General features: G+C 65.8%; 20 protein-coding genes, 1 tRNA gene and 2 pseudogenes. 4 read left to right on the top strand and 19 right to left on the bottom strand.

Annotated features, from left to right (window positions below; genetic code table 11):
* The first annotated feature begins 147 nt into the window (after positions 1–147).
* On the top strand, positions 148–1074 hold the full coding sequence (locus tag WS87_RS07420) for a patatin-like phospholipase family protein (protein ID WP_059817773.1): 927 nt from the start codon (positions 148–150) through the stop codon (positions 1072–1074).
* Between the two features lie 129 nt (positions 1075–1203).
* Here WS87_RS07420 and WS87_RS07415 read toward each other — a convergent pair whose 3' ends face one another.
* From WS87_RS07415 to WS87_RS07345, 15 genes and pseudogenes are all read right to left on the bottom strand, one after another.
* A complete protein-coding gene (locus WS87_RS07415; protein ID WP_059535746.1) occupies positions 1204–1878 on the bottom strand; it encodes a C40 family peptidase in 675 nt (224 codons plus the stop codon).
* A gap of 128 nt (positions 1879–2006) precedes the next feature.
* A complete protein-coding gene (locus WS87_RS07410; protein WP_059817775.1) occupies positions 2007–3629 on the bottom strand; it encodes an ABC transporter ATP-binding protein in 1623 nt (540 codons plus the stop codon).
* Positions 3626–4723 (bottom strand): ABC transporter permease, encoded by a 1098-nt coding sequence (locus tag WS87_RS07405; RefSeq protein ID WP_059817776.1) that lies wholly within the window; start codon positions 4721–4723, stop codon positions 3626–3628. Before WS87_RS07405 ends, WS87_RS07410 begins: the two co-directional genes overlap by 4 nt.
* Before the next feature lie 75 nt (positions 4724–4798).
* Positions 4799–5842 carry a microcin C ABC transporter permease YejB gene (locus WS87_RS07400; RefSeq protein ID WP_059535752.1) on the bottom strand — a complete coding sequence of 348 codons (1044 nt, stop codon included), beginning with the start codon at positions 5840–5842 and terminating at the stop codon, positions 4799–4801.
* Between the two features lie 52 nt (positions 5843–5894).
* On the bottom strand, positions 5895–7778 hold the full coding sequence (locus WS87_RS07395) for an extracellular solute-binding protein (protein WP_059817779.1): 1884 nt from the start codon (positions 7776–7778) through the stop codon (positions 5895–5897).
* 201 nt (positions 7779–7979) lie between these two features.
* Positions 7980–8342, bottom strand: coding sequence for a hypothetical protein (locus WS87_RS07390; RefSeq protein ID WP_059817931.1), 363 nt, complete (start codon positions 8340–8342; stop codon positions 7980–7982).
* Between the two features lie 457 nt (positions 8343–8799).
* Positions 8800–8871 (bottom strand): annotated as a pseudogene (locus WS87_RS34560) (DNA-binding response regulator); the annotation flags it as partial.
* A gap of 281 nt (positions 8872–9152) precedes the next feature.
* The gene (cyoD, locus tag WS87_RS07380; protein ID WP_011352504.1) at positions 9153–9485 is read right to left on the bottom strand and encodes a cytochrome o ubiquinol oxidase subunit IV; all 333 of its coding nucleotides are present in this window, start codon (positions 9483–9485) and stop codon (positions 9153–9155) included.
* Positions 9486–10094, bottom strand: coding sequence for a cytochrome o ubiquinol oxidase subunit III (gene cyoC, locus WS87_RS07375; RefSeq protein ID WP_059817781.1), 609 nt, complete (start codon positions 10092–10094; stop codon positions 9486–9488).
* A complete protein-coding gene (cyoB, locus tag WS87_RS07370) occupies positions 10094–12100 on the bottom strand; it encodes a cytochrome o ubiquinol oxidase subunit I (protein WP_059702205.1) in 2007 nt (668 codons plus the stop codon). The genes cyoC and cyoB overlap by 1 nt, the downstream gene beginning before the upstream one ends.
* A gap of 3 nt (positions 12101–12103) precedes the next feature.
* Positions 12104–12991 carry a ubiquinol oxidase subunit II gene (gene cyoA, locus WS87_RS07365; protein WP_059450408.1) on the bottom strand — a complete coding sequence of 296 codons (888 nt, stop codon included), beginning with the start codon at positions 12989–12991 and terminating at the stop codon, positions 12104–12106.
* A 279-nt stretch (positions 12992–13270) separates the two neighbouring features.
* Positions 13271–14797, bottom strand: a complete 1527-nt coding sequence (locus WS87_RS07360) for an NADH-quinone oxidoreductase subunit M (RefSeq protein ID WP_059817783.1) — start codon at positions 14795–14797, stop codon at positions 13271–13273.
* Between the two features lie 453 nt (positions 14798–15250).
* Positions 15251–16624, bottom strand: a complete 1374-nt coding sequence (locus tag WS87_RS07355) for a hypothetical protein (RefSeq protein ID WP_059817785.1) — start codon at positions 16622–16624, stop codon at positions 15251–15253.
* A gap of 185 nt (positions 16625–16809) precedes the next feature.
* Positions 16810–16903 (bottom strand) — tRNA-Ser (locus WS87_RS07350).
* A gap of 110 nt (positions 16904–17013) precedes the next feature.
* On the bottom strand, positions 17014–18267 hold the full coding sequence (locus WS87_RS07345; protein WP_040144529.1) for an aspartate kinase: 1254 nt from the start codon (positions 18265–18267) through the stop codon (positions 17014–17016).
* On the opposite strand from WS87_RS07345, the pseudogene WS87_RS34680 reads away from it, so the two are divergent.
* Positions 18250–18488, top strand: a pseudogene (locus WS87_RS34680) (hypothetical protein); the annotation flags it as partial. The gene WS87_RS07345 and the pseudogene WS87_RS34680 overlap by 18 nt on opposite strands.
* Positions 18489–18610: 122 nt before the next feature.
* On the opposite strand, the gene tilS reads toward WS87_RS34680, so the two are convergent.
* The 4 genes from tilS to cysS all read right to left on the bottom strand — a co-directional run bounded on the left by tilS (position 18611) and on the right by cysS (position 23442).
* The gene (gene tilS, locus WS87_RS07335) at positions 18611–20017 is read right to left on the bottom strand and encodes a tRNA lysidine(34) synthetase TilS (protein ID WP_059817788.1); all 1407 of its coding nucleotides are present in this window, start codon (positions 20015–20017) and stop codon (positions 18611–18613) included.
* A 43-nt stretch (positions 20018–20060) separates the two neighbouring features.
* A complete protein-coding gene (locus WS87_RS07330) occupies positions 20061–21032 on the bottom strand; it encodes an acetyl-CoA carboxylase carboxyltransferase subunit alpha (protein WP_006478433.1) in 972 nt (323 codons plus the stop codon).
* Between the two features lie 99 nt (positions 21033–21131).
* Positions 21132–22001, bottom strand: a complete 870-nt coding sequence (locus WS87_RS07325; RefSeq protein ID WP_059702212.1) for a DNA-3-methyladenine glycosylase family protein — start codon at positions 21999–22001, stop codon at positions 21132–21134.
* Between the two features lie 43 nt (positions 22002–22044).
* A complete protein-coding gene (gene cysS / locus WS87_RS07320; RefSeq protein ID WP_059817790.1) occupies positions 22045–23442 on the bottom strand; it encodes a cysteine--tRNA ligase in 1398 nt (465 codons plus the stop codon).
* A gap of 234 nt (positions 23443–23676) precedes the next feature.
* Between cysS and WS87_RS07310 the strand changes: the two genes are divergently transcribed.
* Both WS87_RS07310 and WS87_RS07305 read left to right on the top strand, forming a co-directional pair.
* Positions 23677–24399: a tetratricopeptide repeat protein gene (locus tag WS87_RS07310; protein ID WP_059817792.1), complete on the top strand. Its 723-nt coding sequence runs from the start codon at positions 23677–23679 to the stop codon at positions 24397–24399.
* A gap of 39 nt (positions 24400–24438) precedes the next feature.
* The gene (locus WS87_RS07305; protein WP_059817793.1) at positions 24439–25014 is read left to right on the top strand and encodes a peptidylprolyl isomerase; all 576 of its coding nucleotides are present in this window, start codon (positions 24439–24441) and stop codon (positions 25012–25014) included.
* Positions 25015–25073: the final 59 nt, after the last annotated feature.

Below are 25073 nucleotides of genomic sequence, written 5' to 3'. Positions count from 1 at the left end.
CCAAGCGCGCCGCTTGCTTTATGATGTGCGCGCCGCGGCCGCCAGCCGGCGCCGCGCCGGCCGCCCGGTTTCCGCCGCACGGCCGCTCGGAACCTATCGCCGCCGCGGGCCATCCGGCCCGCCGCCAAGCCGCCGGAGAACCACTCGATGTCGTCCCCTCGCCTGTCGCGCCGTCACTTCACGATCGCATGCGCATCCGCCAGCCTCGCCGCCTGCACGTCGTTCGGCGACAAGTCCCGCCCCGACAACGCCGCGAATCCCGCGCAGTCGCGCGAGAAGCCCGTGAAGATCGGCATCGCGCTCGGCGGCGGCGCCGCCCGCGGCTTCTCGCACATCGGCGTGCTGAAGGCGCTGGAGGCGCGCGGCATCCCGGTCGAGATCGTCGCCGGCACGAGCGCGGGCTCGGTGGTCGGAGCACTGTACGCGTCGGGGATGAGCGGACTGCAGATCAACAAGATCGCGCTCGACATGGATCAGGCGGCGATCAGCGACTGGGCGCTGCCGTTCCGCTCGCGCGGGCTGCTGCAGGGCATCGCGCTGCAGAACTTCCTGAACAAGACGCTCAACAACCGGCCGATCGAAAAGATGGCGAAGCCGCTCGGCGTCGTCGCGACCGACCTGCAGAACGGCCAGCCGATCCTGTTCCAGCAGGGCAATACGGGGCTTGCGGTGCGCGCGTCGTGCAGCGTGCCGTCGGTGTTCGAGCCCGTGAAGATCGGCAACCGCGAATACGTCGACGGCGGCCTCGTGAGCCCGGTGCCCGCGTCGTTCGCGCGCAAGATGGGCGCGAACTTCGTGATCGCGGTCGACATCTCGTCGCGACCGGACGGCGCGGCGACCACCAACCCGATCGAGATGCTGCTGCAGACTTTCACGATCATGGGCCAGACGATCAAGACCTACGAGCTCGACAAATACGCGGACGTCGTGATCCGCCCGAACCTCGCGGCGATGGGCGGCAGCGACTTCAACCAGCGCAACGCGGCCATCCTCGCCGGCGAGGAAGCGGTCGCGCGCATCATGCCCGAGTTGCAGCGCAAGCTTGCCGCAGCCCGCGGGGCAGTAGCGGCATAAGCGGACGCATCGCGGGGGTCGGCGCCGACGATGACACCGCATCCCCGCCACTTCCGCGCGCCCCAAAGCAAAAAACCCTGCCGCCTTTCGGTGACAGGGTTTTTTGATCCGGCCGATCGCCGGCGAGCGTCAGTTGCTGCCGTTCGCCGCGTCGTCGCCGAGCGTCGCGCGCACGCGCTGGCGCAGGTCGTCGGCCTTCATCGGGAAGGCCGATTCGATCCGGCGCGCACCGGTGAAACGCTTTTCCCAGTATCCGCTGTCGAGATCGTCGACGCGAACCGTGCTGCCCGTCGACGGCGAATGCACAAACTTGTTGTCGCCGATGTAGATGCCGACGTGCGAGAACGTACGGCGCATCGTGTTGAAGAACACGAGGTCGCCCGGCTTCAGGTTGCTCATGCTGACCTTCTCGCCGACGCGGCTCATCTCTTCCGCGCGACGCGGCAGCGACATGCCGAGCGTGTCCTGGAACACGTAGCGCACGAAACCGCTGCAGTCGAGGCCGGAATCCGGCGAGTTGCCGCCCCAGCGGTAGCGCACGCCGATCATGTTCAGCGCGCCGACGACCACGTCGCCTGCCTTGCCGGCCATGCCGGCGAGGAACGACTTCGCGCCGCCGCTCGACGGCTGGGCGCTGGTCTGCTGGAGGGAGGAATTCGCCCCGATTTGAGTCGAATTCGTGACATTCTGGTTAAAACTGCTGACTTCGTCGGCGAACGCGCCGGGAGCTGCTGCGAACAGGGCGCCGATGAACAGCCCGGCGAGGGTGCGCGCGCATGCCTGGGTCAGGGATCGATGCTGCATTGGTCGATGGAATGTGCTTAAAAATCAGCTGATTGGCGGAAAATTTCGGTCGATACTAGCTAGCGCGTAATCGTTTGTCAAAACAAATTAAAAAATACAATCGAGATAGTCAGACCATTGGACGCCTATCACGCTTTCCAGACCGCTTTCAACAGCTTTTGTGTGTAAGGATGTGACGGTTTCGTGAAGATATCGGCCACGTCGCCGGACTCGACGATCGCCCCGCCCTGCATCACCGCGACCCGGTGCGCCATCGCGCCGATCACCTCCAGATCGTGGCTGATGAATACATAGCCGAGGTTGTATTTCTGTTGCAAATTCGCGAGCAGTTTCAGCACCTGCTGCTGGATCGACACGTCGAGCGCGGAAGTCGGTTCGTCAAGGATGAGGATGCGCGGCTCCAGCACGAGCGCGCGCGCGATCGCGATCCGCTGGCGCTGCCCGCCCGAGAATTCGTGCGGATAGCGATGCAGCACCGTGCGGTCGAGGCCGACTTCGCGCAGCACGGCCAGCGACTTCGCGCGACGCGCGTCCGGCGTCAATTCCGGGCGATGCAGTTCGAGCCCCTCGCCGACGATCCGCTCGATCGTGTGACGCGGCGACAGCGAGCTGAATGGATCCTGAAAGACGACCTGCATGTTCGAGCGCAGCGCGGTCTGTTCGCGACCGCGATAGGTCGACAGCGCGCGCCCCTGGAATTCGATCTCGCCGTGCACCGTCCGTTGCAGTCCTAGCAGCGCCATCGCGAGCGTCGACTTCCCGGAGCCGGATTCGCCGACGATCCCGAGTGTCTCGCCCTGCCGCACCGACACGGACACATCCGCGACCGCCGTCACGGGCATCGTGCCGAACCAGCCCGCGAAGCCCGGCCGCTTGCGCGCGAACTGCACGCTGACGTGGCGCGCATCGAGCACGACGGGCGCGATCGGCAGCACCGGCGCGACCGTGCGCTGCGGCCGGCTGTTCAGCAGCCGCCGGGTATACGGATGCTCCGGCTCCGCGAAGATCCGCTCGACCGGCCCGCTTTCGACCAGCTTGCCGCGCTCCATCACCGCGACCCGCTCGGCGAAGTGCCGCACGAGATTCAGGTCATGCGTGATCAGCAGGATCGCCATCCCGCGCTTTTCCGCCTCCTCGCGCTGCAGCTCGAGCAGCAGATCGACGATCTGCGCGCGGATCGTCACGTCGAGCGCGGTGGTCGGCTCGTCCGCGAGCAAGAGGCGCGGACGGCACGCGAGCGCCATCGCGATCATCGCGCGCTGCCGCTGGCCGCCCGACAACTGATGCGGGTAACTGTCGACCCGCTTCTCCGGCTCCGCGATGCCGGTGCGCGCGAGCAGCGCGATCGCGCGCTTGCGCGCCTCCCCCGCCGCCACGCCGTCGTGCAGCACGATCGTCTCGCCGATCTGCGCGCCGATCGTGTACAGCGGATTGAGCGCCGTCATCGGCTCCTGGAAGATCATCGCGATGTCCGAGCCGCGCAGCCCGCGCATCTCGCGCTCGCTCTTGCCGGCGAGGTCGTGCCCGGCGAAGCGGATCGTGCCGCTCACGTCGGCGTCGCGCAGCAGCCGCAGGATCGACAGCGCGGTCACGCTCTTGCCCGACCCCGACTCGCCGACGAGCGCGACGCGCTCGCCGCGACCGATCGCGAGCGTCACGTCGTCGACGGCCACCGTGTCGCCGAAGCGCACGTGCAGATGCTCGAGCGACAGCAGCGGTTCGCCCGCGTTCGATACGACCGTATCGCTCATCGCTGGCCTCCCGCCGCGCGCACCGAGTCGGCGATCCGCGTGTCGAGCGCATTGCGCAGCGCGTCGCCCATGAAGGTCAGCAACAGCAGCGTCGCGACCAGCACGCCGAACGTCGACAACGAAATCCACCACGCGTCGAGATTGCCCTTGCCCTGCGCGAGCAGCTCGCCGAGGCTCGGCGTCGGCGGCGGCACGCCGAGCCCGAGGAAGTCGAGGCTCGTGAGCGCGAGGATCGCACCGCTCATCCGGAACGGCAGAAACGTGATCACGGGTGTCATGCTGTTCGGCAGCACGTGGCGCCAGATGATCTGCCAGTCCGTGAGGCCCATCGCCCGGGCCGCGCGCACGTAGTCCTGCGTGCGGTTGCGCAGGAATTCGGCGCGCACGTAGTCGGCCAGGCCAATCCAGCCGAACAACGACAGCAGCACGATCAGCAGCAGGAAGCTCGGCTCGAAGATCGACGCGAAGATGATCAGCAGGTACAGCTCGGGCAGCGAACTCCAGATCTCGATCAGCCGTTGCCCGACGATGTCGATGCGCCCGCCGAAGAAGCCTTGCACCGCGCCCGCGGCGATCCCGAGCAGCGTGCCGATCGCGGTCAGGATCAGCCCGAACTCGACCGACACGCGGAACCCGTACACGAGCCGCGCGAGCAGGTCGCGCCCCTGCGCGTCGGTGCCGAGCCAGTTCGCGCGCGACGGCGGCGCCGGGTTCGGCACGGTCGAAAAGTAATTCAGCGTGTCGTAGTAATAGCGGTTCGGCGGATAGATGACGAAGTTGCCCGGCGCCTCGAGCCGCTTGCGGACGTACGGATCGAGATAGTCGGCCGGCGTCGGGAAGTCGCCGCCGAAGGTTGTCTCCGGATACGCATGGAACATCGGGAAATAGGTCTGGCCGTCGTAGCGGACGACGAGCGGCTTGTCGTTCGACCACAGCGGCGCCGCGAGGCTCGCGGCGAACGCGACGACGAAGATCACGAAGCTCCAGTAGCCGAGACGCTGCTGGCGAAAGCGCTGCCAGACACGGCGCGCGGGCGACGGCGACACGCGCGCGCGCGCCGCGTCGATGCGGGACGACACGACGGCCCGGTTCATCGCGCACCTCGCCCGGCGAGCGCGGGCAGGCGGACGGGCGCGCCGGCGAGCGGCGTGCTGGCGGACGGATTCATGTCAGCGCTCCAGATTGTCGAATTGAATGCGCGGGTCGACCCACACGTAGCAGAGGTCGGAGATCAGCTTGGTCGCGAGTCCGATCAGCGTGAACAGGTACAGCGTGCCGAGCACGACCGGATAGTCGCGGCGCACGACCGACTCGTACGACAGCAGCCCGAGGCCGTCGAGCGAGAACAGCGTCTCGATCAGCAGGCTGCCCGTGAAGAACGCGCCGATGAACGCGGCCGGAAACCCGACGATCAGCGGCAGCATCGCGTTGCGGAACACGTGCTTCCACAACACGGTGCGCTCGGCGAGCCCTTTCGCTCGCGCGGTCAGCACGTACTGCTTGCGGATTTCGTCGAGGAACGCGTTCTTCGTGAGCATCGTGATGACCGCGAAACTGCCGACGACCGACGCGGTGATCGGCAGCGCGATGTGCCACAGATAGTCGAGCACCTTGCCGGCGAGCGACAGCTGGGCGAAGTTGTCCGACGTGAGCCCGCGCAGCGGGAACAACTGCCAGAACGAGCCGCCACCGAACAGCACGAGCAGCAGCACGCCGAGCACGAAGCCCGGAATCGCGTAGCCGACCAGCACGACGAGGCTCGTCGCGACATCGAACGGCGAGCCGTTGCGCACGGCCTTCGCGATGCCGAGCGGCACGGAGATCAGATAGGTGACGAAGAACGTCCACAACCCGATGCTGATCGACACCGGCAGCTTCTGCACGATCAGCGACCACACGCTCTGGTGGCGGAAGTAGCTGTCGCCGAGATCGAAGCGCGCGAAGCGCTTCAGCATCAGCCAGTAACGCTCGAGCGGCGGCTTGTCGAAGCCGTACAGCGCCTTGAGCTGCGCGAGCTGCTGCGCGTCGACGCCGGTATGCGCACGCATCCCGAACGGCGCCGCGCCCTGCTCCGTCGCGCCCTTGCGCAGTTCCTGCACGGCCTGTTCGACCGGGCCACCCGGCACGAACTGGATCACCGCGAACGTGAGCGTGAGCACGCCGACGAGCGTCGGGATCATCAGCAGCAGGCGTTTGAGGATGTAGCTCCACATAGGGCGTCGACTCGCGATCGATAGGCTGGGTTGAACGAAGGGCCGGCAGGCTTCAGTGATCGGGCTTGGCCCACCAGGTCGACACGACCCAGCCCTCGGCCGAATAGTACAGCGGCAACGTCTGCGGATAGCCGAGCGTGCGCTTGTATGCGATCCGGTGCGTGGTGCTGTACCACTGCGGGACCGCGTAATAGCCGTGCATCAGCACGCGATCGAGCGCATGCGTCGCGTCAAGCAGGTCGTCACGCGTCTGTGCGGCGCCGAGCGCATGCAGCAGCGTGTCGACGGCCGGCGACTTCAGGCCGATGATGTTGTCGGAGCCCGGCTCGTCGGCGAACTTGCTGGCGTAGCGCGAGAACTGCTCGGCGCCCGGCACCTGCACGCCCGGCAGGCGGACCGTCGTCATGTCGTAGTCGAATGCGTCGAGCCGCTTCTGCAGCAGCGCGTAATCGGCCGTGCGAAAGCGCGCGTCGATGCCGAGCTTCGCGAGGTTGCGCTGATAGGCGGTCACGACGCCTTCCATCGCCGCGCCCGAATCGTCGAGGATCTCGAACGTGAACGGCTCGCCCTGCGCGTTGCGCAACGCGCCGTCGCGGTAGGTCCAGCCGGCCTGCGCGAGCAGCGCACGCGCCTTCAGCAGATTCGCGCGCAGCGAGCCCGGCGGGTTCGTGTTCGGCTGCGTGACCATCGGCCCGAACACGGCCGGGTCGAGCTGCGCGCGCAACGGCTCCAGCAGTTTCAGCTCACCCGGGCCCGGCGTGCCGGTCGCCTGCAGGTCGGTATCGGCGAAATAGCTGTCGAGGCGCGTGTACGCGCTATAGAACAGCTGGCGGTTCAGCCATTCGAAGTCGAATGCGAGATCGAGCGCCTGGCGCACGCGCACGTCGCGAAACTGCGGCCGGCGCAGGTTCATGAAGAAGCCCTGCATGCCCGCGCCGTTGTGCTGGCGGAATTCGCGCTTGACGAGCTCGCCACTGTCGAAGCGCTTGCCGACGTCGCGGCGCGTCCAGTTGCGCGCGATGTATTCGACCAGCACGTCGTACTCGCCGGCCTTGAACGCCTCGAGGCGCGCGACGCCGTCGCCGTACAGCTTGTAGACGATCCGCTCGAAGTTGTCGGTGCCGATCCGCACCGGCAGATCGGCGCCCCAGTACGCGGGATTGCGCCGGTACGTAATGGTGCGGCCGTTGTCGTAGCGCTCGATCAGGTACGGGCCGCTGCCGATCGGCTGCTCGAACGCAAGCTGGTCGAACGGAATCCGCGAGCCGTCCGCGCGCAGCCCCCACTTGCGCGAGAACACCGGCACGCCGCCGGCGATCAGCGGCAGCTCGCGGTTCGCGCTGCGGAATTCGAAGCGCACCGTCGCAGGATCGATCACCACGGCCTTCGCGATTTCGGCGAAGTACGCGCCGAACTGCGGTGCGGCCAGCTTGCTCTTCAGCGTGTCGAACGAGAACCTGACGTCCTCGGCCGTGACCGGATCGCCGTTCGAGAAGCGCGCGCGCGGGTTCAGGTGGAACGTGACCGAGCGGCGGTCCGGCGCGATCGCGATGTCGTCGGCGAGCAGCCCGTAGGCGGAGGACGGCTCGTCCATGCTGCCGGTCGCAAGGCTCTCGAACAGCATGTCGATGCCCGGCGCAGGGTTGCCGCGCATCGTGAACGGATTGAACTTGTCGAACGATGTCAGCCGGTTCGGGTTCGCGAGCACGAGCGTGCCGCCCTTCGGCGCGTCCGGGTTCACGTAGTCGAAATGCTTGAAGCCCGGCGGATATTTCGGCTCGCCATACTGCGCGATCGCATGGGCCGCGTGCGCGGCCGTCGCGGCGAGTACCGCCTGTATTGCCCATGCTGCCGCCGTGCGGCCGGCGGCACGTACTGCACGCGCGGCGCCGAAGCGGGTACGCGCGGCGGCGGCCCGAGGCGAACCCTTCGTCATAGAGGCCCTGTCGGTCGATTGAGGGATGGAACGTGGGTCGATTCTACCCATTCAATTCGACGTCGAGCCAGCCTGCGGCTTTTGGTGCGTGGCGCCGGCGCATCGCGAGCGCCGCGCGCGGCCCGTGCAGGCAAAAGAAAACCGCCACGCGGGCGGTCTTCGTCTCATGCGCGCACGCGACACGCGTGCGTCGCATGTCGATCAACGCCAGCCGTTGTGGCGGCCGTTATCCCAATGGCCGTGACCGCGATCGCGGTCCCAGCCGCGGCCATGATGGCGATACCACTCGTCGCGGCCCCAGTAGCGGCGGCCGTCCCAGTAACGATCGCCGTGCCAGCCGATCACGATCGCCGGTGCCGGCGCGTAGATGGGCGCCGGTGCATACACGGGCGCCGGCTGGTAGACGACCGGCGGAGGCGGCGGCGCATACACGGGCGCGGGCGCGACGTAGACCGGAGCCGGCACGCCGACGTTGATCCCGACATTGACTCCCGCCATTGCTGCGCCCGACACGAGCAAGGCCGTCATACCGGTCATGAGCGAGGCAACACGCAAAGTCTTCATGGATTCCTCTTCGAGTTGTTTCATGTGTGATTCGACTATAGCGACAAGCGCCGTCCCGGCATATTTCAAGTTTGTAAGAACTGATGCGCAGCGTCGCAACGGGAACCGCGCGCTAACGTCTTGTAACAATTGGCGCCCGGCCGTCGCGCCTCGCTCCCCGGCCCGCCTTGCCGCACGGGCCGCGAGCCCGCTCCGCCCTTCCTAAAACGTCTTTCATCCTGGCCCGCGCCCGGCGTTAAGCGGCGCCACGCACACTGCGCGAGCCGATGCGTGCTCGCGCCACGCGTCGGCATCTCGCTGACAGGCCGGCACCCCGCGCCGGCGGAGACCTCGCCGATGCTGAAACTCGTCCGACTCGCGCTCGCGCGCCCCTATACGTTCATCGTCCTTGCCCTGCTGATCCTGATCGCCGGGCCGCTCGCGGCACTGCGCACGCCGACCGACATTTTTCCCGACATCCGCGCGCGGTCAGTTCGCCAACGATCTCGTTCGCGGTCGCCGCATCGTCTTCGACCGTCAGTACTCGCATGCCTGTCCTCGCAATGGATGTCACGACGCGCGCATCCGATGCGCGCGCGAGTATCGTAGACGCCCCGATCGCCATCCGGCGTTAGATGAAAATAGCTTCATCCGGCATCGGGCGAACGCGGATGAAACATGTTTCATCCGTGCGTCGCCCGCCCGGCCCCGCGCGCCGCCTACGCTGACGTCATGCGGTATCGGGCCGCGAAATGAGAAAAAGGCGGCACTTGCGTGCCGCCTTTTTTTGCACGAAGCGCATGGAGATCGTCCGCTGCGCCACGATGACGTTCAGCGCGACATCATGTTCATGCTGACGTTGTGCATCACCCACAGCGTGCCGACGATCAGGATCGCCGCGGTCAGCACGGTGTAGCTGAACGCCATCACGTTCCAGCGCTGGCCGGAGGAGCCGTTCATGTGCAGGAAGTACACGAGGTGCACGACGATCTGCACGAATGCGAGCACGGCCAGCGCGATCAGCGATGCGTGCGGCGACAGCACGCCGCCCATCACGAGGCCGAACGACGCGGCGGTGAGCAGCACCGACAGGATGAAGCCGGCGACATAGCCGCCGACGCTGCCATGCCCTTCTTCGAGTTGAGACGAATGCGAATGAGCCATTTAGATCACGCTCGCGAGATAGACAAAGGAAAACACGCAGATCCACACGATGTCGAGGAAGTGCCAGAAGAGGCTCAGGCACGTCAGGCGCCGCAGGTCGCGATCGGTCAGGTCGCCGCCGCGCGATACGATCTGCCCGGCGAGCACGATCATCCACACCAGGCCGGCCGTCACGTGCAGCCCGTGCGTGCCGACCAGCGTGAAGAACGCCGACAGGAACGCGCTGCGCTGCGGGCCCGCGCCTTCCGCGATCAGGTGCGAGAACTCGCGCAGTTCCATCGCGAGGAACGCCGCGCCGAGCACGAACGTCACCGCGAGCCACGCGAGCAGCGCGCCGCGCCGCTGCTTGTACGCGGCCAGCATCGCGAAACCGTAGGTGATGCTCGACAGCAGCAGCGCGGCCGTCTCGACCGCGACGCCCGGAATGTCGAACAGGTCCTTCGCGGTCGGACCGCCCGCGTACTGGTTGCCGAGCACCGCGAACGTCGCGAACAGCGCCGCGAAGATCACGCAGTCGGTCATCAGGTACAGCCAGAAGCCGAACACCGAGTGCGACGGCGGATGGTCGTCGTGCTCGAGCAGGGCTGCGCTCAAGGTTTTCTGCAACATCAGTTGGCCTCCAGTTCCACGTCGTCGACATGCGTGGCCACGCGTGCCGCCGGTTGCTTCTCTTCGATCCTGCGCACCTTCGACGCCGGGATGTAGTAGCCGTCGTTGTCGCGCGAGCTGTAGACCACGAGCGTCGCGACGATGCCGACCAGGCCGCCGATGGCCATCCACCAGATGTGCCACACGAGCGCGAAGCCCAGAACCAGGCTGAAGATCGCGACCACGAGACCCGCACACGTATTCGACGGCATGTGGATGTCGCGGATCGTCGCCGGGTTCGGCCGGCCGTCGCCGCGCGCCTTCATGTCGGCGTACGCGTCGAGCGTGCGCACTTGCGGGATCACCGCGAAGTTGTACTCGGCCGGCGGCGACGAGGTCGCCCATTCCAGCGTGCGACCGCCCCACGGATCGCCCGTGGTGTCGCGGTATGCCGGCAGGTTCCGGTTGCGGATGCTGACGACCAGTTGCAGCAGCTGGCATGCGATGCCGATCGCGATCAGCACGGCGCCGAACGCGGCGACCAGCAGCCACGGATGCCACGCCGGGTTGTCGTAGTGGTTCAGACGGCGCGTCATGCCCATGAAGCCGAGCACGTAGAGCGGCACGAACGCGACGTAGAAGCCGACCTGCCAGAACCAGAACGCGGCCTTGCCGAGCTTCTCGTTCAGCTTGAAGCCGAACGCCTTCGGGAACCAGTAGTTGAAGCCCGCGAGATACCCGAACAGCACGCCGCCGATGATCACGTTGTGGAAGTGCGCGATGAGGAACAGGCTGTTGTGCAGCACGAAGTCCGCGCCCGGGATCGCCATCATCACGCCGGTCATGCCGCCGAGCGTGAACGTGACCATGAAGCCGATCGTCCACAGCACGGGCGTCGTGAATTCGATCCGGCCGCGGTACATCGTGAACAGCCAGTTGAACACCTTCACGCCGGTCGGGATCGCGATGATCATCGTCATGATCCCGAAGAACGCGTTGACGTTCGCACCGGAACCCATCGTGAAGAAGTGATGCAGCCACACGAGGAACGACAGCACCATGATCGCGCAGGTCGCGTACACCATCGTCTTGTAGCCGAACAGTGGCTTCTTCGAGAACGTCGCGATGACTTCCGAGAAGATGCCGAACGCCGGCAGAATCAGGATGTACACCTCCGGATGGCCCCACGCCCAGATCAGGTTCAGATACAGCATCGCGTTGCCGCCGGCTTCGTTCGTGAAGAAGTGCATGCCGAGGTAACGGTCGAGGCCGAGCAGCGCGAGCGTCGCGGTCAGGATCGGGAACGACGCCATGATCAGCACGTTCGTGCAGAGGGCCGTCCACGTGAACACCGGCATCTTCATCAGCGTCATGCCCGGCGCGCGCATCTTGATGATCGTCACGAAGAAGTTCACGCCGGTCAGCAGCGTGCCGACACCCGAGATCTGCAACGCCCACAGGTAGTAGTCGACCCCTACCCCGGGACTGAACTGCAGCTCCGACAGCGGCGGATACGCGAGCCAGCCTGTCTGCGCGAACTCGCCGATCACGAGCGACACGTTGATCAGGATCGCGCTGACCGCGGTCATCCAGAACGACAGCGAGTTGATGAACGGAAACGCGACATCGCGCGCGCCGATCTGCAGCGGCACGACGAGGTTCATCAGGCCGACCATGAACACCATCGCCATGAAGAAGATCATGATCACGCCGTGTGCCGTGAAGATCTGGTCATAGTGGTGCGGCGGCAGGTAGCCGGGCGCGTTGTACGCGAGCGCGAGCTGCATGCGCATCATGATCGCGTCGGCGAAGCCGCGCAGCAGCATGATCAGCGCGACGATGATGTACATCACGCCGAGTTTCTTGTGGTCGACCGTCGTCAGCCATTCCGTCCACAGCCACTTCCAGCGGCCGGTGATCGTCAGCGCGGCGAGGATGCCCAGCACGACCAGCCCCATGAAGGCGCCGGCCCCCATGATGATGGGCTGATCGAACGGGATCGCCGATAGTGTGAGTTTGCCGAACATGCGTTACCCCTTCGTGCCGCAGGCGGCGTCCTTCAGGTCGAGGACGTGGCCATCGTTGTATTTCGCGATGATGTTGTGGAAGAGCCGCGGATCGACCGACGAGAAGTAGCGCACGGGCGCCTTCTCGCTGGGCTGCGCGACGGTGCCGTACACGGTCGCGTCGAGCCGGTCGGGCGACGCCTTCACCTTCTGCACCCAGGCGTCGAACTGCTCGCGCGGCTCGGCGAGCGTGCGGAACTTCATGTCGGAGAAGCCGCGGCCGCTGAAGTTGGCGGACGTGCCCGCGTAGTCGCCGGCTTCGTCGGCGATCAGGTGCAGGCGCGTCTGCATGCCGGCCATCGCGTACACCTGGCCGCCGAGCTGCGGAATGAAGAACGAGTTCATCACCGAATCCGACGTAATGCGGAAGTTCACCGGTGTGCCGACCGGAATCGCGAGCTGGTTCACCGACGCGATGCCGAGTTCCGGATAGATGAACAGCCACTTCCAGTCGAGCGCGACGACCTCGACATCGATCGGCTTCACCGACGACTCGAGTGGCTTGTACGGATCGAGCTCGTGCGTGGTTTTCCACGTGAGCACGCCGAGAAACAGGATGATCAGCGTCGGCACCGTCCAGATCACAACCTCGATCGCGGTCGAGTGCGACCAGTTCGGCGCGTACGCGGCGTTGCGGTTCGATGCGCGATAACGCCACGCGAACCACAGCGTGAGCAGGATCACCGGCACGACGACGATCAGCATCGCCCAGGTCGACGTCGCGATCAGCGCCTTTTCCGCGGCGCCGACGCTTCCTTTCGGATTTAGTACATCTAAATTACAGCCTGACAGGCTCAGCGCCGCGCCGATCGATATCAGCGCCGTCCAGCCTCTTGAAGCTTTTCTTTTCATCACACAGCCCGAGGGTCATTGAATCCGTTGCGTATGCCCGATGCGCATTCGATCCACGAAAGTGGCCGAATCATACGTCGCGCGGGTGCGACGAAAAACCGGTGGATGCGGCAAATCATCATTGCAAAATCTGCTGTGAGTCAGATTGTCGCGGGGCAATTTCACGCATCCGGAAGGCGGGCACGAGCCGGCCGGACGCCGCCCGCGCCTGACCGGATGAATGTGCGTGCAACGATCGCGTCGTCGTGCGATGCGGCCGTTGCTCGCGACGTCACGCCTTCAGCCGTGCGTCGCTGCCATGTACGCCTGCGCGGGCGCGCCGCCCTCCCCGGCCGGCAGCTTCGAATGGCTGGCGTCGTCGATCAGCCGCGCGACGGTCGGGTCGATCGCGTCGGTGAACGGCTTCGGATCGACGCCGACCATCAGCACGATCAGCGCGAGCGACGCGAACATCACGATCTCGCGACGGCTGAGATCGGCGAGCTTCGCGATGCGCGCGCTCGCGACCTTGCCGAACACGACGCGCTTGATCATCCACAGCGTGTACGACGCGCTGAGGATCAGCGTGAGCGCCGCGATCGCGCCGATCCAGAAGTTGACGCGGATCGCGCCCATGATGACCATGAACTCGCCGACGAAGCCCGACGTGCCCGGCAGGCCGACGTTGGCCATCGCGAACAGCAGCGCGAACGTCGCGAAGCGCGGCATGACACCCGCCACGCCGCCGTACGCGGCGATCTCGCGCTGCTTCGTGCGATCGACCAGCACGCTCACGCACAGCAGCATCGCGCCCGCGACGAAGCCGTACGACACGAGCTGCACGATCGCGCCTTCGACGCCGATCTGGTTGAACAGGAACAGCCCGAGCGTGACGATCCCCATGTGCGCGACCGTCGAATATGCGAGCAGCTTGCCGAGATCGGTCTGCGCGAGCGCGATCAGGCTCGCGTAGACGATCGCGAACAGCGACAGCGCGATCACGGCCGGCGCGAAGAAGTGGCTCGCGTCCGGCGTGATCGGCAGCGCGAAGCGCAGGAAGCCGTAGCCGCCGAGCTTGAGCATCGCGAGCATCAGCGCCGCGCCCGTCGGGCCGTCCGTGTAGACGTCGCGCAGCCACGTATGCACCGGCCACATCGGCACCTTGACCGCGAATGCCGCGAAGAAACCGAGGAACACCAGCAACTGCGGTGCGAAGCCGAGCTGCAGCGTGCGCCATGCGCTCATATCGAACGTATGCGACTTCGCGTACAGGTACAGCATCGCCATCAACAGCAGCAGTGAACCCGCGAACGAGATGAAGAAGAACTTCACGGCCGCGTAGACGCGGTGCTCTCTGCCCCACGTGCCGATCAGCAGATACAGCGGAATCAGCGTCGCCTCGAAGAAGATGAAGAACAGCAGCCCGTCCTGCGCGACGAACACGCCGACCATCAGCCCCGACAGGATGAGGAACGACGCGTAGTACTGCGCGACGCGCACCGTCACCGACTCCCACGACGCGATCACGACGACGAGCGTCGTGAAAGCGGTCAGCACGACGAGCCACAGCGACGCGCCGTCGATCCCGACGCGCCAGCCGGCGTTGAACGCCGCCAGCCAGTTGCGGGTTTCGGCGAACTGCATCGCGGCCGAGTGCGAATCGAAGCCGGCGACGAGCGGCGCGACGGCGGCGAGCCCCGCGAACGCGCCGACGAGCGCGATCAGCCTCGTGCGCCGGAGATGACGGTCGGAACCGGCACGCAGCAGGCACGCGCCGAACAGGATCGGAACCCAGATCGCCAGGCTCAGAAAGGGGAAATCATGCATGTCAACAGGCCTTGAGAAGGTCGCGCACTGCATTGGGAACAGGCGTGACGAAGGGAACGAAATCAAATCGACAGATAGATTTCGTGGATCGCCATTGTTGGTAAAATGTAAAGCGGAATCAGCGCAAAGTTTGACGCCGCTCAAGCGCAATCGGGTTAACCAGCATAAGGCGACTGATTATTTTTTGCATCGCAGCAAAGCTTTGTTTTACGATGCTCAGATACGCCGCTGATTTTTATGAGTAATTTTTCGTATTGCGACGCGGCGTCGCTCGCGTGAATCGGTGCGACGCCGCATTTTTGTCGGAAGCCGATGCTTCGGAGCGCAAGGAGGTGAATGCGGGGAAGGATGAACGGAACCGATTCAATCCTTACATCGACGCTTTCATTTTTACTTCAATGACAGACGATCGCCGCGATCCGGAAACCGGAAATCGCGGCGCATTCCGCTCCGTCAGCGCTGATGGCTCAGCCGGTCCCACACGCGCATCGTCACCGCGCGATAGTGGTTGTGTTGCGCGGGGAAATGGACGAAACGGCTGTCTTGCGTCGCATAGACGGGCGACGACGCGAGCGACGTCGCATCGACGATGTAGCGCGCGTCGATCATGCCCGCCTCCAGCAGTTCGACATAGATCGCCTGCTGGTCGCCGCCGCTTGCATAGACTGACGACCGATCGTCGAAGCTCTCGATGCGCGCGCATATGCGCTCGACCAGTTCGCGCATCGGCGCGACGTTGCGCGCGCCGATCATGCACGAGTTGATCGCCCAGGCCGTGTGGTCGGTGCCGATCACGAAATCGCGGCCGTCGATCACGCTGTCGACCGTCTGCCGCTGGTCGATCGCGAGGATGTCGGCGTCGACCCAGAACACGAACGCGTGATCGGGCAGATGTTCGCGAATCAGGTGCAGCTTCGCCCAGTTTGCATCGACGCCGGCCGGCAGGAACGCGGGCGGTTCGCGATACGCGTGGTACGCATAGCCGTGTCGCGTGCAATAGCGAATGAAGTTCTCTTCGTGAAGATCGCCGTAACCGGCGATGTGCGACGTGTGCAGACTCACGAACGCGATGTCTGCATGCGGGTTCAGGTGCCGCGCCGGCTCGCGCGTTCGTTGCTGCGCGGCGCGCCAGTCGTCCATTGCGCGCGGCTGCTCGCCTCGCTGAACGCGCGCCGCATCGTCGACGAGCGCGAGCACATAGCGAAAGTCGTAGTCGGGCGTCGGCGCCCATACGCCATCGATCTGCTGCCATTCCGGCGCGTGGTGCGCCACGAGCGGTTGCGCGCCAACGACGCCGTCGATCGCAAGGCCGTCGCCCCACACGGTCTGGGCCGACGCGAAATAACCGGTCGCGAGCGGCTGATCGAACGGCAGCGGCGGGAAGTGCTCGGCAAGCAGCGTCGCCTCGCACGCATGGTGCCGCTCGGGCAAGCGCATCGCCCACTTGCCCAGCTCGACCACCAGCTTGCGCAAGCGCTCGCGCACGTCGGGCACGTTGCGAAAGATCATGCCGCTTGCGGCGGGCAGCGGCGATTTCGACGTCTGCGTCGTAACGATCGCGTCATAACCGTCGGCGACATCCGGCAACGCATGCTGCCCGAACACCACCGAGAACGGATCGAGCACGAGCAGCAACGCGCCCTGCTCCATCGCGACGAGCTGCGCGATGATCGCGTGGTACTTGTGCAGCACCTGCTGGCGCTCGCCATATACGTGCGTGCCGTCGACGATCGCGTGCCGGTAACCGCGGCCCCGCGCGTAGCGTTCGTGATTGTCGACGAGCCCGTCGACGGGTCGATGCGAAAGGATGGTCAGTACGGAATGCATGCGTGCCGGAACTCCGGATTGAGCCGCGCGAGGCGATACGCCTATTTAGCGCATGAGCGCCGCTCAAGTCGAGCATTGATTGGCTGTCCGGACGAAGCGTGGCGCCGGGCGGCAGGTCCGTAATCGGAGCGGCAAAAGAAAAAGCCCCGCAAGTCCGAGAACTTGCGGGGCTTTGTCACCGCTTTTGGCGGAGACGGAGGGATTCGAACCCTCGATCCAGGTTTTGGCCCAGATGCTCCCTTAGCAGGGGAGTGCCTTCGACCTCTCGGCCACGTCTCCCAAACTTTCGCTCGCACCAGGGAGGCAGTGCGACGAGAACGAAATAATATAGGGTTTCGAACCGTGCGTCAATTTCCGTGATGCATTTTCTTTAATGCATCACAAAAAATTCACGCTGCCTGGTCGAGTTCGAATGCCTTGTGCAGCGCGCGGACGGCCAGCTCCATGTATTTCTCGTCGATCAGCACCGAAATCTTGATTTCGGACGTCGAGATCATCTGGATGTTGATGCCCTCTTCCGACAGCGTGCGGAACATCTTGCTCGCGACGCCCACGTGCGAACGCATGCCGACGCCGACGACCGACACCTTCGACACCTTCGGGTCGCCCTGCACGCGCTCGGCGCTCACATGGCCCTGCACCTGGTTGGTGAGGATATCCATTGCCTTCTGGTAGTCGCCGCGGCCGACCGTGAACGTGAAGTCCGTCTTCCCTTCGACGCTCTGGTTCTGGATGATCATGTCGACGTCGACGTTCGCGTCGGCGACCGGGCCGAGGATCTGATACGCGATGCCCGGCTTGTCGGGCACGCCCATCACCGCAATGCGGGCTTCGTCGCGCTGGAACGCGATGCCGGAAATGACTGCCTTTTCCATGGTCTCGTCTTCTTCAAAAGTAATCAGGGTGCCCGAGCGCATTTCTTCGTCGAGCGCAATCAGCGGATCGGTCAGGCTCGACAGCACGCGCGTCTTCACCTGGTATTTGCCGGCGAATTCGACCGAGCGGATCTGCAGGACCTTCGAGCCGAGGCTGGCCATTTCCAGCATTTCCTCGAACGTCACGCGATCGAGGCGTCGCGCCTCTTCGACCACGCGCGGGTCGGTCGTGTAGACGCCGTCGACGTCGGTGTAGATCAGGCACTCTTCGGCATCCAGCGCGGCCGCCACCGCCACCGCCGACGTGTCCGAGCCGCCACGGCCCAGCGTCGTGATGTGGCCATCCGGATCGACGCCCTGGAAGCCCGTGATGATCACGACCTTGCCGGCGTTCAGATCGGCCTTCACGCGCTCGTCGTCGATCGAGTGGATACGCGCCTTCGTGAACGCGCTGTCGGTCTTGATCGGCACTTGCCAGCCGGCATAGCTCACGGCTTCGACGCCGATTTCCTGCAGCGCGATCGACAGCAGGCCGACGCTGACCTGCTCGCCGGTCGACGCGATCATGTCGAGCTCGCGCGGGCTCGGCTGGCTCGAAATCTCTTTCGCGAGACCGAGCAGGCGGTTGGTTTCGCCGGACATCGCGGACGGCACGACCACCATCTGGTGCCCGGCCTGATGCCATTTTGCGACGCGTTTCGCGACGTTCTTGATGCGCTCGACCGAGCCCATCGAAGTGCCGCCGTATTTGTGTACGATGAGTGCCATTGTCGTTCTGAACTGAAGGAGAAGCCGCACGGGCGCGCAGGGCAGGCCGAGTTGCCGTTCGGTCACGCGGCTTGTGGCTGTGGACGGACGACGAGGGGGACGGCTGGGACGCAGCACGCAAGCGTGACGGATTTTGCCCGGAAGGCCGATCAGGCCGCGCAAACCGGGTACGTCACGCGGGAAAACCTGCACAAATCGCTCAAAAATCGAGCCGAGCAAACGACCGAGCGTACCCGATAGAGGCCCGCTTGACAAGCCGCCCGCCGGTTTGGCAAGCGTTCCGGCGCTGTTTACCAAATGGTGAAAACCGGCGCGCGATTGCGCGGCCGGAAGCGTGCCGCCGCTACGCGATCAGCAGATCGGGACGCCACTCGATCCGGCGCCACCCGCCATCGCCGGACAGCCCGTCGCCATGATTCACGCCGAGCCGTGGCACGTAGACGAGCCGGTCGCCCGCGAACAACAGCGGTACGTCGCGCTGCCAGGCCGGCACGCCGCGCTCCTGGAACAGATTCTTCAGCGTGCGACTCGGGCCACCAGGTGACGTACGCAGCCGCTCGCCGCCCGCGCGGGCGCGCGCGGCAAGCGCGGCGCTTCGCAGCAGCGCCTCCGGCACCGCACCGTCGCTGCCGGCTTCGGCCGGTGCGAATACGAACGTGCCGCGCCATGCCGGTACGTGCCAGACTTCCTGGCCGTCCCACGCAAGCGAGGATTCGGGATGCGGTGTTCCGGTGCCGTCGTCGGCCGGCTCGGCGCTGTCGCCCGCCTCCCAGTACACGGTGTCGCGATAGAGCCGCAGACACTGCCCGGCATGATCGACCCGCAGCGCATGCGCGTCGTGCGCGGCGCGCAGTTGCCGCATCATGTTCGCGAGCCGCCCTGCCGATGCACCGGGCAAGCCGAGCCGGCGCATCCAGAAACGCAGCAGGTTCGCGCCGCGCGTGTCATCGAACGCGACCAGCGCATCGCGCGACAGCGCGCGGCCGTCGTCACGCGCGGCGCCGGCGAAATCCAGTTCGGCGAGATCGTCGAGCAGCCGCTGCGCGGCCGCCGCATGCTGGGCCGCGCGCCCCAGCGCATCGCGAAAGCCCGGGAAATGCACGGCGAGCGCCGGCAGCACGTCAAGGCGCAGCGCATTGCGCGCATAGCGCGTATCGGCATTCGATTCGTCGTCGATCCACGTCAGCTTACGCTGCACCGCGTAGCGCTCCAGTTGCGCGCGTAACAATCGCAGCAGCGGTCGTACGCGCTCGACGCTCGCACCGTCAGGGCGATAACGCGGCGCCATCGCGGCCAGGCCGGCGATCCCCGCACCGCGGAGCAACTGCAGCAGCACGGTCTCCGCCTGGTCGTCGGCATGCTGCGCGACCCAGAGCGCGGCCACGCCATGACGTTCGCACATCGCGTCGAGCGCCGCATAGCGGCGCTCGCGCGCGGTCGCCTCGATGCCGAGGCCGCTGTCGCGCGGCACGTCGACACGCTCCGATTCGAACGCGACGCCGAGTCGCTCGGCCGCCTCCTGCGCATGCGCGACCCAAGCGTCGGCATTCGCGCTCAGGCCGTGATGCACGTGCAGCGCGACGCAGCGCGACGCACCCGCCACGCGCACGGCCGCGTCGAGCAGCACGGTCGAGTCGAGGCCGCCGCTGTACGCGATCGCGATGCGTGCATCGGCCGGCAGATCGGCAAGCGCAACGCCGACCGCGTCGAGAACGACGCGGTCGGCGGAGAATTCGGTCGAGGGGATCACGAGACAGACGCGCGCCGGACGGCGCGCGATGCGAACACGCCGGTCATGCGCCGGGCGTGGTTTCCTTGAACTTGCCGTAGGCCATCAGGCGCTCGAAGCGGCGCTCGCGCAGCGCATCGATGCTCATGCCCTGGAACTGGCGCAGCGAATCGGCGAGCGCACGGCGCAGCAGCGCGGCCATGCCCTTCGGATCGCGGTGTGCACCGCCGAGCGGCTCGTTGATGATCTTGTCAATCAGGCCGAGCGCCTTCAAGCGATGCGCGGTCAGGCCCAGCGCTTCCGCTGCCTCGGGCGCCTTCGCCGCGCTCTTCCACAGGATCGACGCGCAGCCTTCCGGCGAGATCACCGAATAGGTCGAGAACTGCAGCATCATCACGGTGTCGGCCACGGCGATCGCGAGCGCGCCGCCCGAACCGCCCTCGCCGATCACGGTCGTGATGATCGGCGTCTTCAGTTCGGCCATCACGTACAGGTTGCGGCCGATCGCCTCCGACTGGCCGCGCTCTTCCGCGCCGATGCCCGGGTACGCGCCCGGCGTGTCGACGAACGTGAAGATCGGCAGCCCGAACTTCTCGGCGAGACGCATCAGGCGTTCGGCCTTGCGATAGCCTTCCGGACGCGGCATCCCGAAGTTGCGCGCCGCGCGTTCCTTCGTGTCGCGCCCCTTCTGATGGCCGATCACCATGCACGGATGCCCGCCGAAGCGCGCGAGACCGCCGACGATCGAAAGATCGTCCGCGAATGCGCGGTCGCCATGCAGTTCGTGAAAATCGGTAAACAGTTCCGCAACGTAATCGAGCGTGTACGGACGCTGCGGATGCCGCGCGATCTGCGAGACCTGCCACGGCGACAGGTTCGCGTAGAGGTCCTTCGTCAGTTGCTGGCTCTTCTTCGACAGACGCTCGATTTCTTCCGAAATATCGACAGCCGAGTCGTCCTGCACGAATCGCAGCTCTTCGATCTTGGCCTCGAGTTCGGCGATCGGCTGTTCGAAATCCAGAAACGTGGTCTTCATGTGTTCGAATCCTTGGGTCTTGCGGCAGCGCGTATTCTACCCGCGCGGGCGACGTGCAAGACCGGTTCTCAACTATTGATGTTTAAAACCCGATAGCCGTCAATCGGCGTCGGCGTCCGGCGTGTCGAGGCTGCGCCACATGTACCAGGTCGCGACGGTACGCCACGGCTCCCAGTTGGCGGCCACTTCGCGCGCCTCGCTGCGCGTGACGGGCTCCCCGCTGAAGTAATTGACGCTGATCGCGCGGATCAGGCCCGGATCGTCGAGCGGCAGCACGTCCGGCCGCGACAGGTTGAAGATCAGGAACATCTCGGCCGTCCAGCGGCTGATGCCGCGGATCTGCGTGAGTTCGGCGATCACGTCCTCGTCGTCCATCGACGTCCATTTGTCGACGTGCAGCGCGCCGGACACGAAGTGTTGCGCGAGGTCGAGAATATATTCCGTCTTGCGCTTCGACAGTCCGCACGCGATCAGCTTGTCCGCCCCGAGCCGGATGACCGGCTGCGGCGCGAGCTTCGGACACGCATCCTCGATGCGCGCCCACAGCGCCTGCGCGGACGGCACCGAGATCTGCTGGCCGACGACCGAGCGCGCGAGCGTGACGAACGGGTCGCCGCGCTTCACGAGATGCGCGGGGCCGAACTTCGGGATCAGTTTCTTCAGGATGCGGTCGCGCTTGACGAGATCGGCGCACGCCTTATCCCAGTATGCGGGGCGCACGACACCATCGGCGCCGTCGACTGCCGCATCGGCTGCACGCACCTTGCGGGCCGCGTCGGCGGCCGCCATCGCGACCTCCGGCTGCGCCGCGTCCGCGCCCTTCCCGCGTGCGGGCTTCGCATGACCGTTGAGCGCGCCGTTCGGCACGGCGCGCGTCGCGTCCGCCTTCGCCGCTGGCGCGCGCTTGGCCGCCGGACGCGCGGCGAGCGGAGTCGCGCGCCTGACCGGCGCTTTTCTGGCCGTTGCCATCTTGCCTCCTACCTGACGGATCGGTCAGTGGAACGCACCGCGCTCATACGCGACGCCATTCGGTCGATCCGCCCGGTTTGTCTTCAAGTGCGATGCCGGCGTCGAGCAGTTCCGCCCGAATCCGGTCCGCTTCGGCATAGTCCTTCGCTTGCTTCGCCGCGACACGCGCGGCGATCTTCGCTTCGATTTCGTCGGCTGCGAGCCCGCCTGCCTGCGCGGCACCCGTGCCCTGCTGCAGGAACGCGCGCGGTTCGCGGCCAAGCAGGCCCAGCAGGCCAGCCAACTGTTTCAGTTGCCGCGCGAGCGATGCATCGCGCGTGCGGTTGACTTCGCCCGCCAGCTCGAACAGCGTCGCCACCGCGACCGGCGTGTTGATGTCGTCGTTCATCGCGGCCGCGAAACGCTGCGCATGCGGCTCGTTCCAGTCGAGCGCGAGCGCGTCGGGCCCGACATCCTTCAGCGCGGTATACAGGCGCGTGAGCGACGCGCGCGCATCGTCGAGATGCACGTCGCTGTAGTTGAGCGGCGACCGGTAGTGCGTGCGCACGATGAAGAAGCGCATGACCTCGGCGTCGTAGCGCTCGAGCACTTCGCGGATCGTGAAGAAGTTGCCGAGCGATTTCGACATCTTCTCGTTGTCGACCTGCACGAAGCCGTTGTGCATCCAGTAATTGACGAACGTCTGGCCGGTCGCGCCTTCGCTCTGCGCGATCTCGTTCTCGTGGTGCGGGAATTGCAGGTCCTGGCCGCCGCCGTGGATGTCGAAATGCTCGCCGAGCAGCGTGCAGCCCATCGCGGAGCACTCGATGTGCCAGCCCGGCCGGCCCATCCCGTACTTCGATGCCCACGACGCGCCTTCCGGGTCGTCCGACTTCGCGCGCTTCCACAGCACGAAATCGAGCGGATCTTCCTTCGCATCGTTCGCGGCGACGCGCTCGCCCGCGCGCAGATCGTCGAGCGACTTGCCCGACAGCTTCCCGTAGTTCGCGAACTTGCGCACCGAATAATTGACGTCGCCGTCGGTCGCCTGGTACGCGTAGCCGTTCGCCTCGAGCTGCTCGATCATCCCGAGCATCTGCGGAATGAACTGCGTCGCGCGCGGCTCGATGTCCGGCCGCTGGATGCCGAGCGCCGCTTCATCCTCGTGCATCGCGCCGATGAAACGGTCGGTCAACGACTTGATCGTCTCGCCGTTCTCGACCGCGCGGCGGATGATCTTGTCGTCGATGTCGGTGATGTTGCGCACGTACGTGACCCGATAGCCGATCGCACGCAGCCAGCGCTGGACGAGGTCGAACACGACCAGCATGCGCGCGTGGCCCACGTGACAATAGTCGTAGACGGTGATCCCGCATACGTACATCCGCACTTCGCCTGTCTGGCGCGGCACGAAAACTTGCTTGTCACGCGCGAGCGTGTTGTAGATGCGCAGTGATTCCATAGAGATGAACCGTGAGCCGAAGGAAACCGCCCTGGCGAAGCTCGCCCAGCATGCGAAACGGACGGACCACCTGCCGCGGCACGACGCCGCGCGTCCTCGGTATCACATGGGGCGGTCAGGCTGCAAGCACAGCGGTGACGGCCACGAGAGGCAAAGAAAGACTATCTGCGGCTCGCCGGAACGCGCAGACGTTTTGTTAGAATGGGTCGGAGTATAACATTCCGATTTACGCCTATGAAACCTCATCGCGGCCGCGCGCCGAGCGCTGCGACCCTCGTTGCGACCGCCGTCATGGGCGTCGCACTGACGCTTTTCGCGGCCCCCGCGGCATACGCGCAAAAGGCCCCGGCCACCGCCGACGGCACGCCCGAAATCGACGGGTCGATCGCCGGCAAGCAGTGGAAACAGGCGCTCGCGCAACTCGACGCGCGCATCGCGTCGAATCCGCACGACGTGCAGGCGCAGTTCAAGCGCGGCACCGTGCTCGCCCGCCTGAACCGCGACGACGACGCGATCCAGCAGTTCGTCGCAATCACGCAGGCCTACCCCGAACTGCCCGAACCGTACAACAACCTCGCGGCGCTCTACGCGAAGCACGGCCGCTACGACGAAGCGCGCAGCGCGCTCGTCACCGCGACGCAATCGAACCCGAGCTACTCGCTCGCGTACGAGAACCTCGGCGACCTTTATCTGCGCCTCGCGGCCGAATCGTACAAGCGCGCGCAATCGCTCGGCCGCACGAGCGGCGCGACTGCCCAGCGCCTCGCCGACCTGCAGAAGATCGTGTCGCCGCCGAAGGTGGCGGCGAATGCACGCGCCGTCACGCCTGCGACGCGCGCGTACACCGATCGCGCCGCCGCGAACGTGAGCACCACCACGCTGCCGATGTCGCCGACGTTCCAGTTCAACGGTCCGTCCGGCGCGCTGACAGCGCCGTACGTCGCGCCGTCGCAGTAAGCGGCGCAACCTTTCTTCCCTCCCAATCTGAGGATCGCAATGAAACGTCTGTTGCTGGCGCTTGGCGGCGCCGCCCTTCTCGCGACCGCGCCCGCGTTCGCGCAATCGGCCACCGCGCACCCCGTCGTGCAGCTGAAGACCTCGCAGGGCGACATCCGCGTCGAGCTCTATCCGGAGAAGGCGCCGAAGACGGTCGCCAACTTCCTCGATTACGTGAAGGCCGGCCAGTACAACGGCACGATCTTCCATCGCGTGATCAAGGGCTTCATGATCCAGGGCGGCGGCTACAAGACCAACTTCGAGGAGAAGCCGACCCGCGCGCCGATCCCGCTGGAAAGCCGCAATGGTCTGAAGAACCTGACGGGCACGATCGCGATGGCGCGTACCAGCGATCCGAATTCGGCCACCGCGCAGTTCTTCATCAACACGGTCGACAACAGCGGCCTCGACTACCCGAACCCGGACGGCAACGGCTATGCGGTGTTCGGCAAGGTCGTGTCGGGCCTCGACGTCGTGAAGAAGATCGAAGGCGTGGTGACGACCTCGCGCGGCCCGATGCAGGACGTGCCGGCTCAGCCGGTCCTGATCGAATCGGCCAGCATCGTCTCGAAATAAGCACCTGCCGGCACGTCCGGCGCCACACGCGGCCGCGTCGCACGACCGGCCGCGTGCCA

Origin of the sequence: Burkholderia sp. MSMB0856 (genome assembly GCF_001524645.2) — a bacterium.
GTDB classification, from domain to species: domain Bacteria; phylum Pseudomonadota; class Gammaproteobacteria; order Burkholderiales; family Burkholderiaceae; genus Burkholderia; species Burkholderia diffusa.
Note: the sequence above shows the minus strand (reverse complement) of the source record. Positions and strands in the feature narration are given on the sequence as shown.

Bases quoted from the DNA above. Each gene is read 5' to 3' on its own strand.
- WS87_RS07420 (WP_059817773.1), top strand. From the start codon at position 148: ATGTCGTCCCCTCGCCTGTCGCGCCGTCACTTCACGATCGCATGCGCA.
- WS87_RS07415 (WP_059535746.1), bottom strand. From the start codon at position 1,878: ATGCAGCATCGATCCCTGACCCAGGCATGCGCGCGCACCCTCGCCGGG.
- WS87_RS07410 (WP_059817775.1), bottom strand. From the start codon at position 3,629: ATGAGCGATACGGTCGTATCGAACGCGGGCGAACCGCTGCTGTCGCTC.
- WS87_RS07405 (WP_059817776.1), bottom strand. From the start codon at position 4,723: ATGAACCGGGCCGTCGTGTCGTCCCGCATCGACGCGGCGCGCGCGCGC.
- WS87_RS07400 (WP_059535752.1), bottom strand. From the start codon at position 5,842: ATGTGGAGCTACATCCTCAAACGCCTGCTGCTGATGATCCCGACGCTC.
- WS87_RS07395 (WP_059817779.1), bottom strand. From the start codon at position 7,778: ATGACGAAGGGTTCGCCTCGGGCCGCCGCCGCGCGTACCCGCTTCGGC.
- WS87_RS07390 (WP_059817931.1), bottom strand. From the start codon at position 8,342: ATGAAGACTTTGCGTGTTGCCTCGCTCATGACCGGTATGACGGCCTTG.
- cyoD (WP_011352504.1), bottom strand. From the start codon at position 9,485: ATGGCTCATTCGCATTCGTCTCAACTCGAAGAAGGGCATGGCAGCGTC.
- cyoC (WP_059817781.1), bottom strand. From the start codon at position 10,094: ATGTTGCAGAAAACCTTGAGCGCAGCCCTGCTCGAGCACGACGACCAT.
- cyoB (WP_059702205.1), bottom strand. From the start codon at position 12,100: ATGTTCGGCAAACTCACACTATCGGCGATCCCGTTCGATCAGCCCATC.
- cyoA (WP_059450408.1), bottom strand. From the start codon at position 12,991: ATGAAAAGAAAAGCTTCAAGAGGCTGGACGGCGCTGATATCGATCGGC.
- WS87_RS07360 (WP_059817783.1), bottom strand. From the start codon at position 14,797: ATGCATGATTTCCCCTTTCTGAGCCTGGCGATCTGGGTTCCGATCCTG.
- WS87_RS07355 (WP_059817785.1), bottom strand. From the start codon at position 16,624: ATGCATTCCGTACTGACCATCCTTTCGCATCGACCCGTCGACGGGCTC.
- WS87_RS07345 (WP_040144529.1), bottom strand. From the start codon at position 18,267: ATGGCACTCATCGTACACAAATACGGCGGCACTTCGATGGGCTCGGTC.
- WS87_RS07330 (WP_006478433.1), bottom strand. From the start codon at position 21,032: ATGAAGACCACGTTTCTGGATTTCGAACAGCCGATCGCCGAACTCGAG.
- WS87_RS07325 (WP_059702212.1), bottom strand. From the start codon at position 22,001: ATGGCAACGGCCAGAAAAGCGCCGGTCAGGCGCGCGACTCCGCTCGCC.
- cysS (WP_059817790.1), bottom strand. From the start codon at position 23,442: ATGGAATCACTGCGCATCTACAACACGCTCGCGCGTGACAAGCAAGTT.
- WS87_RS07310 (WP_059817792.1), top strand. From the start codon at position 23,677: ATGAAACCTCATCGCGGCCGCGCGCCGAGCGCTGCGACCCTCGTTGCG.
- WS87_RS07305 (WP_059817793.1), top strand. From the start codon at position 24,439: ATGAAACGTCTGTTGCTGGCGCTTGGCGGCGCCGCCCTTCTCGCGACC.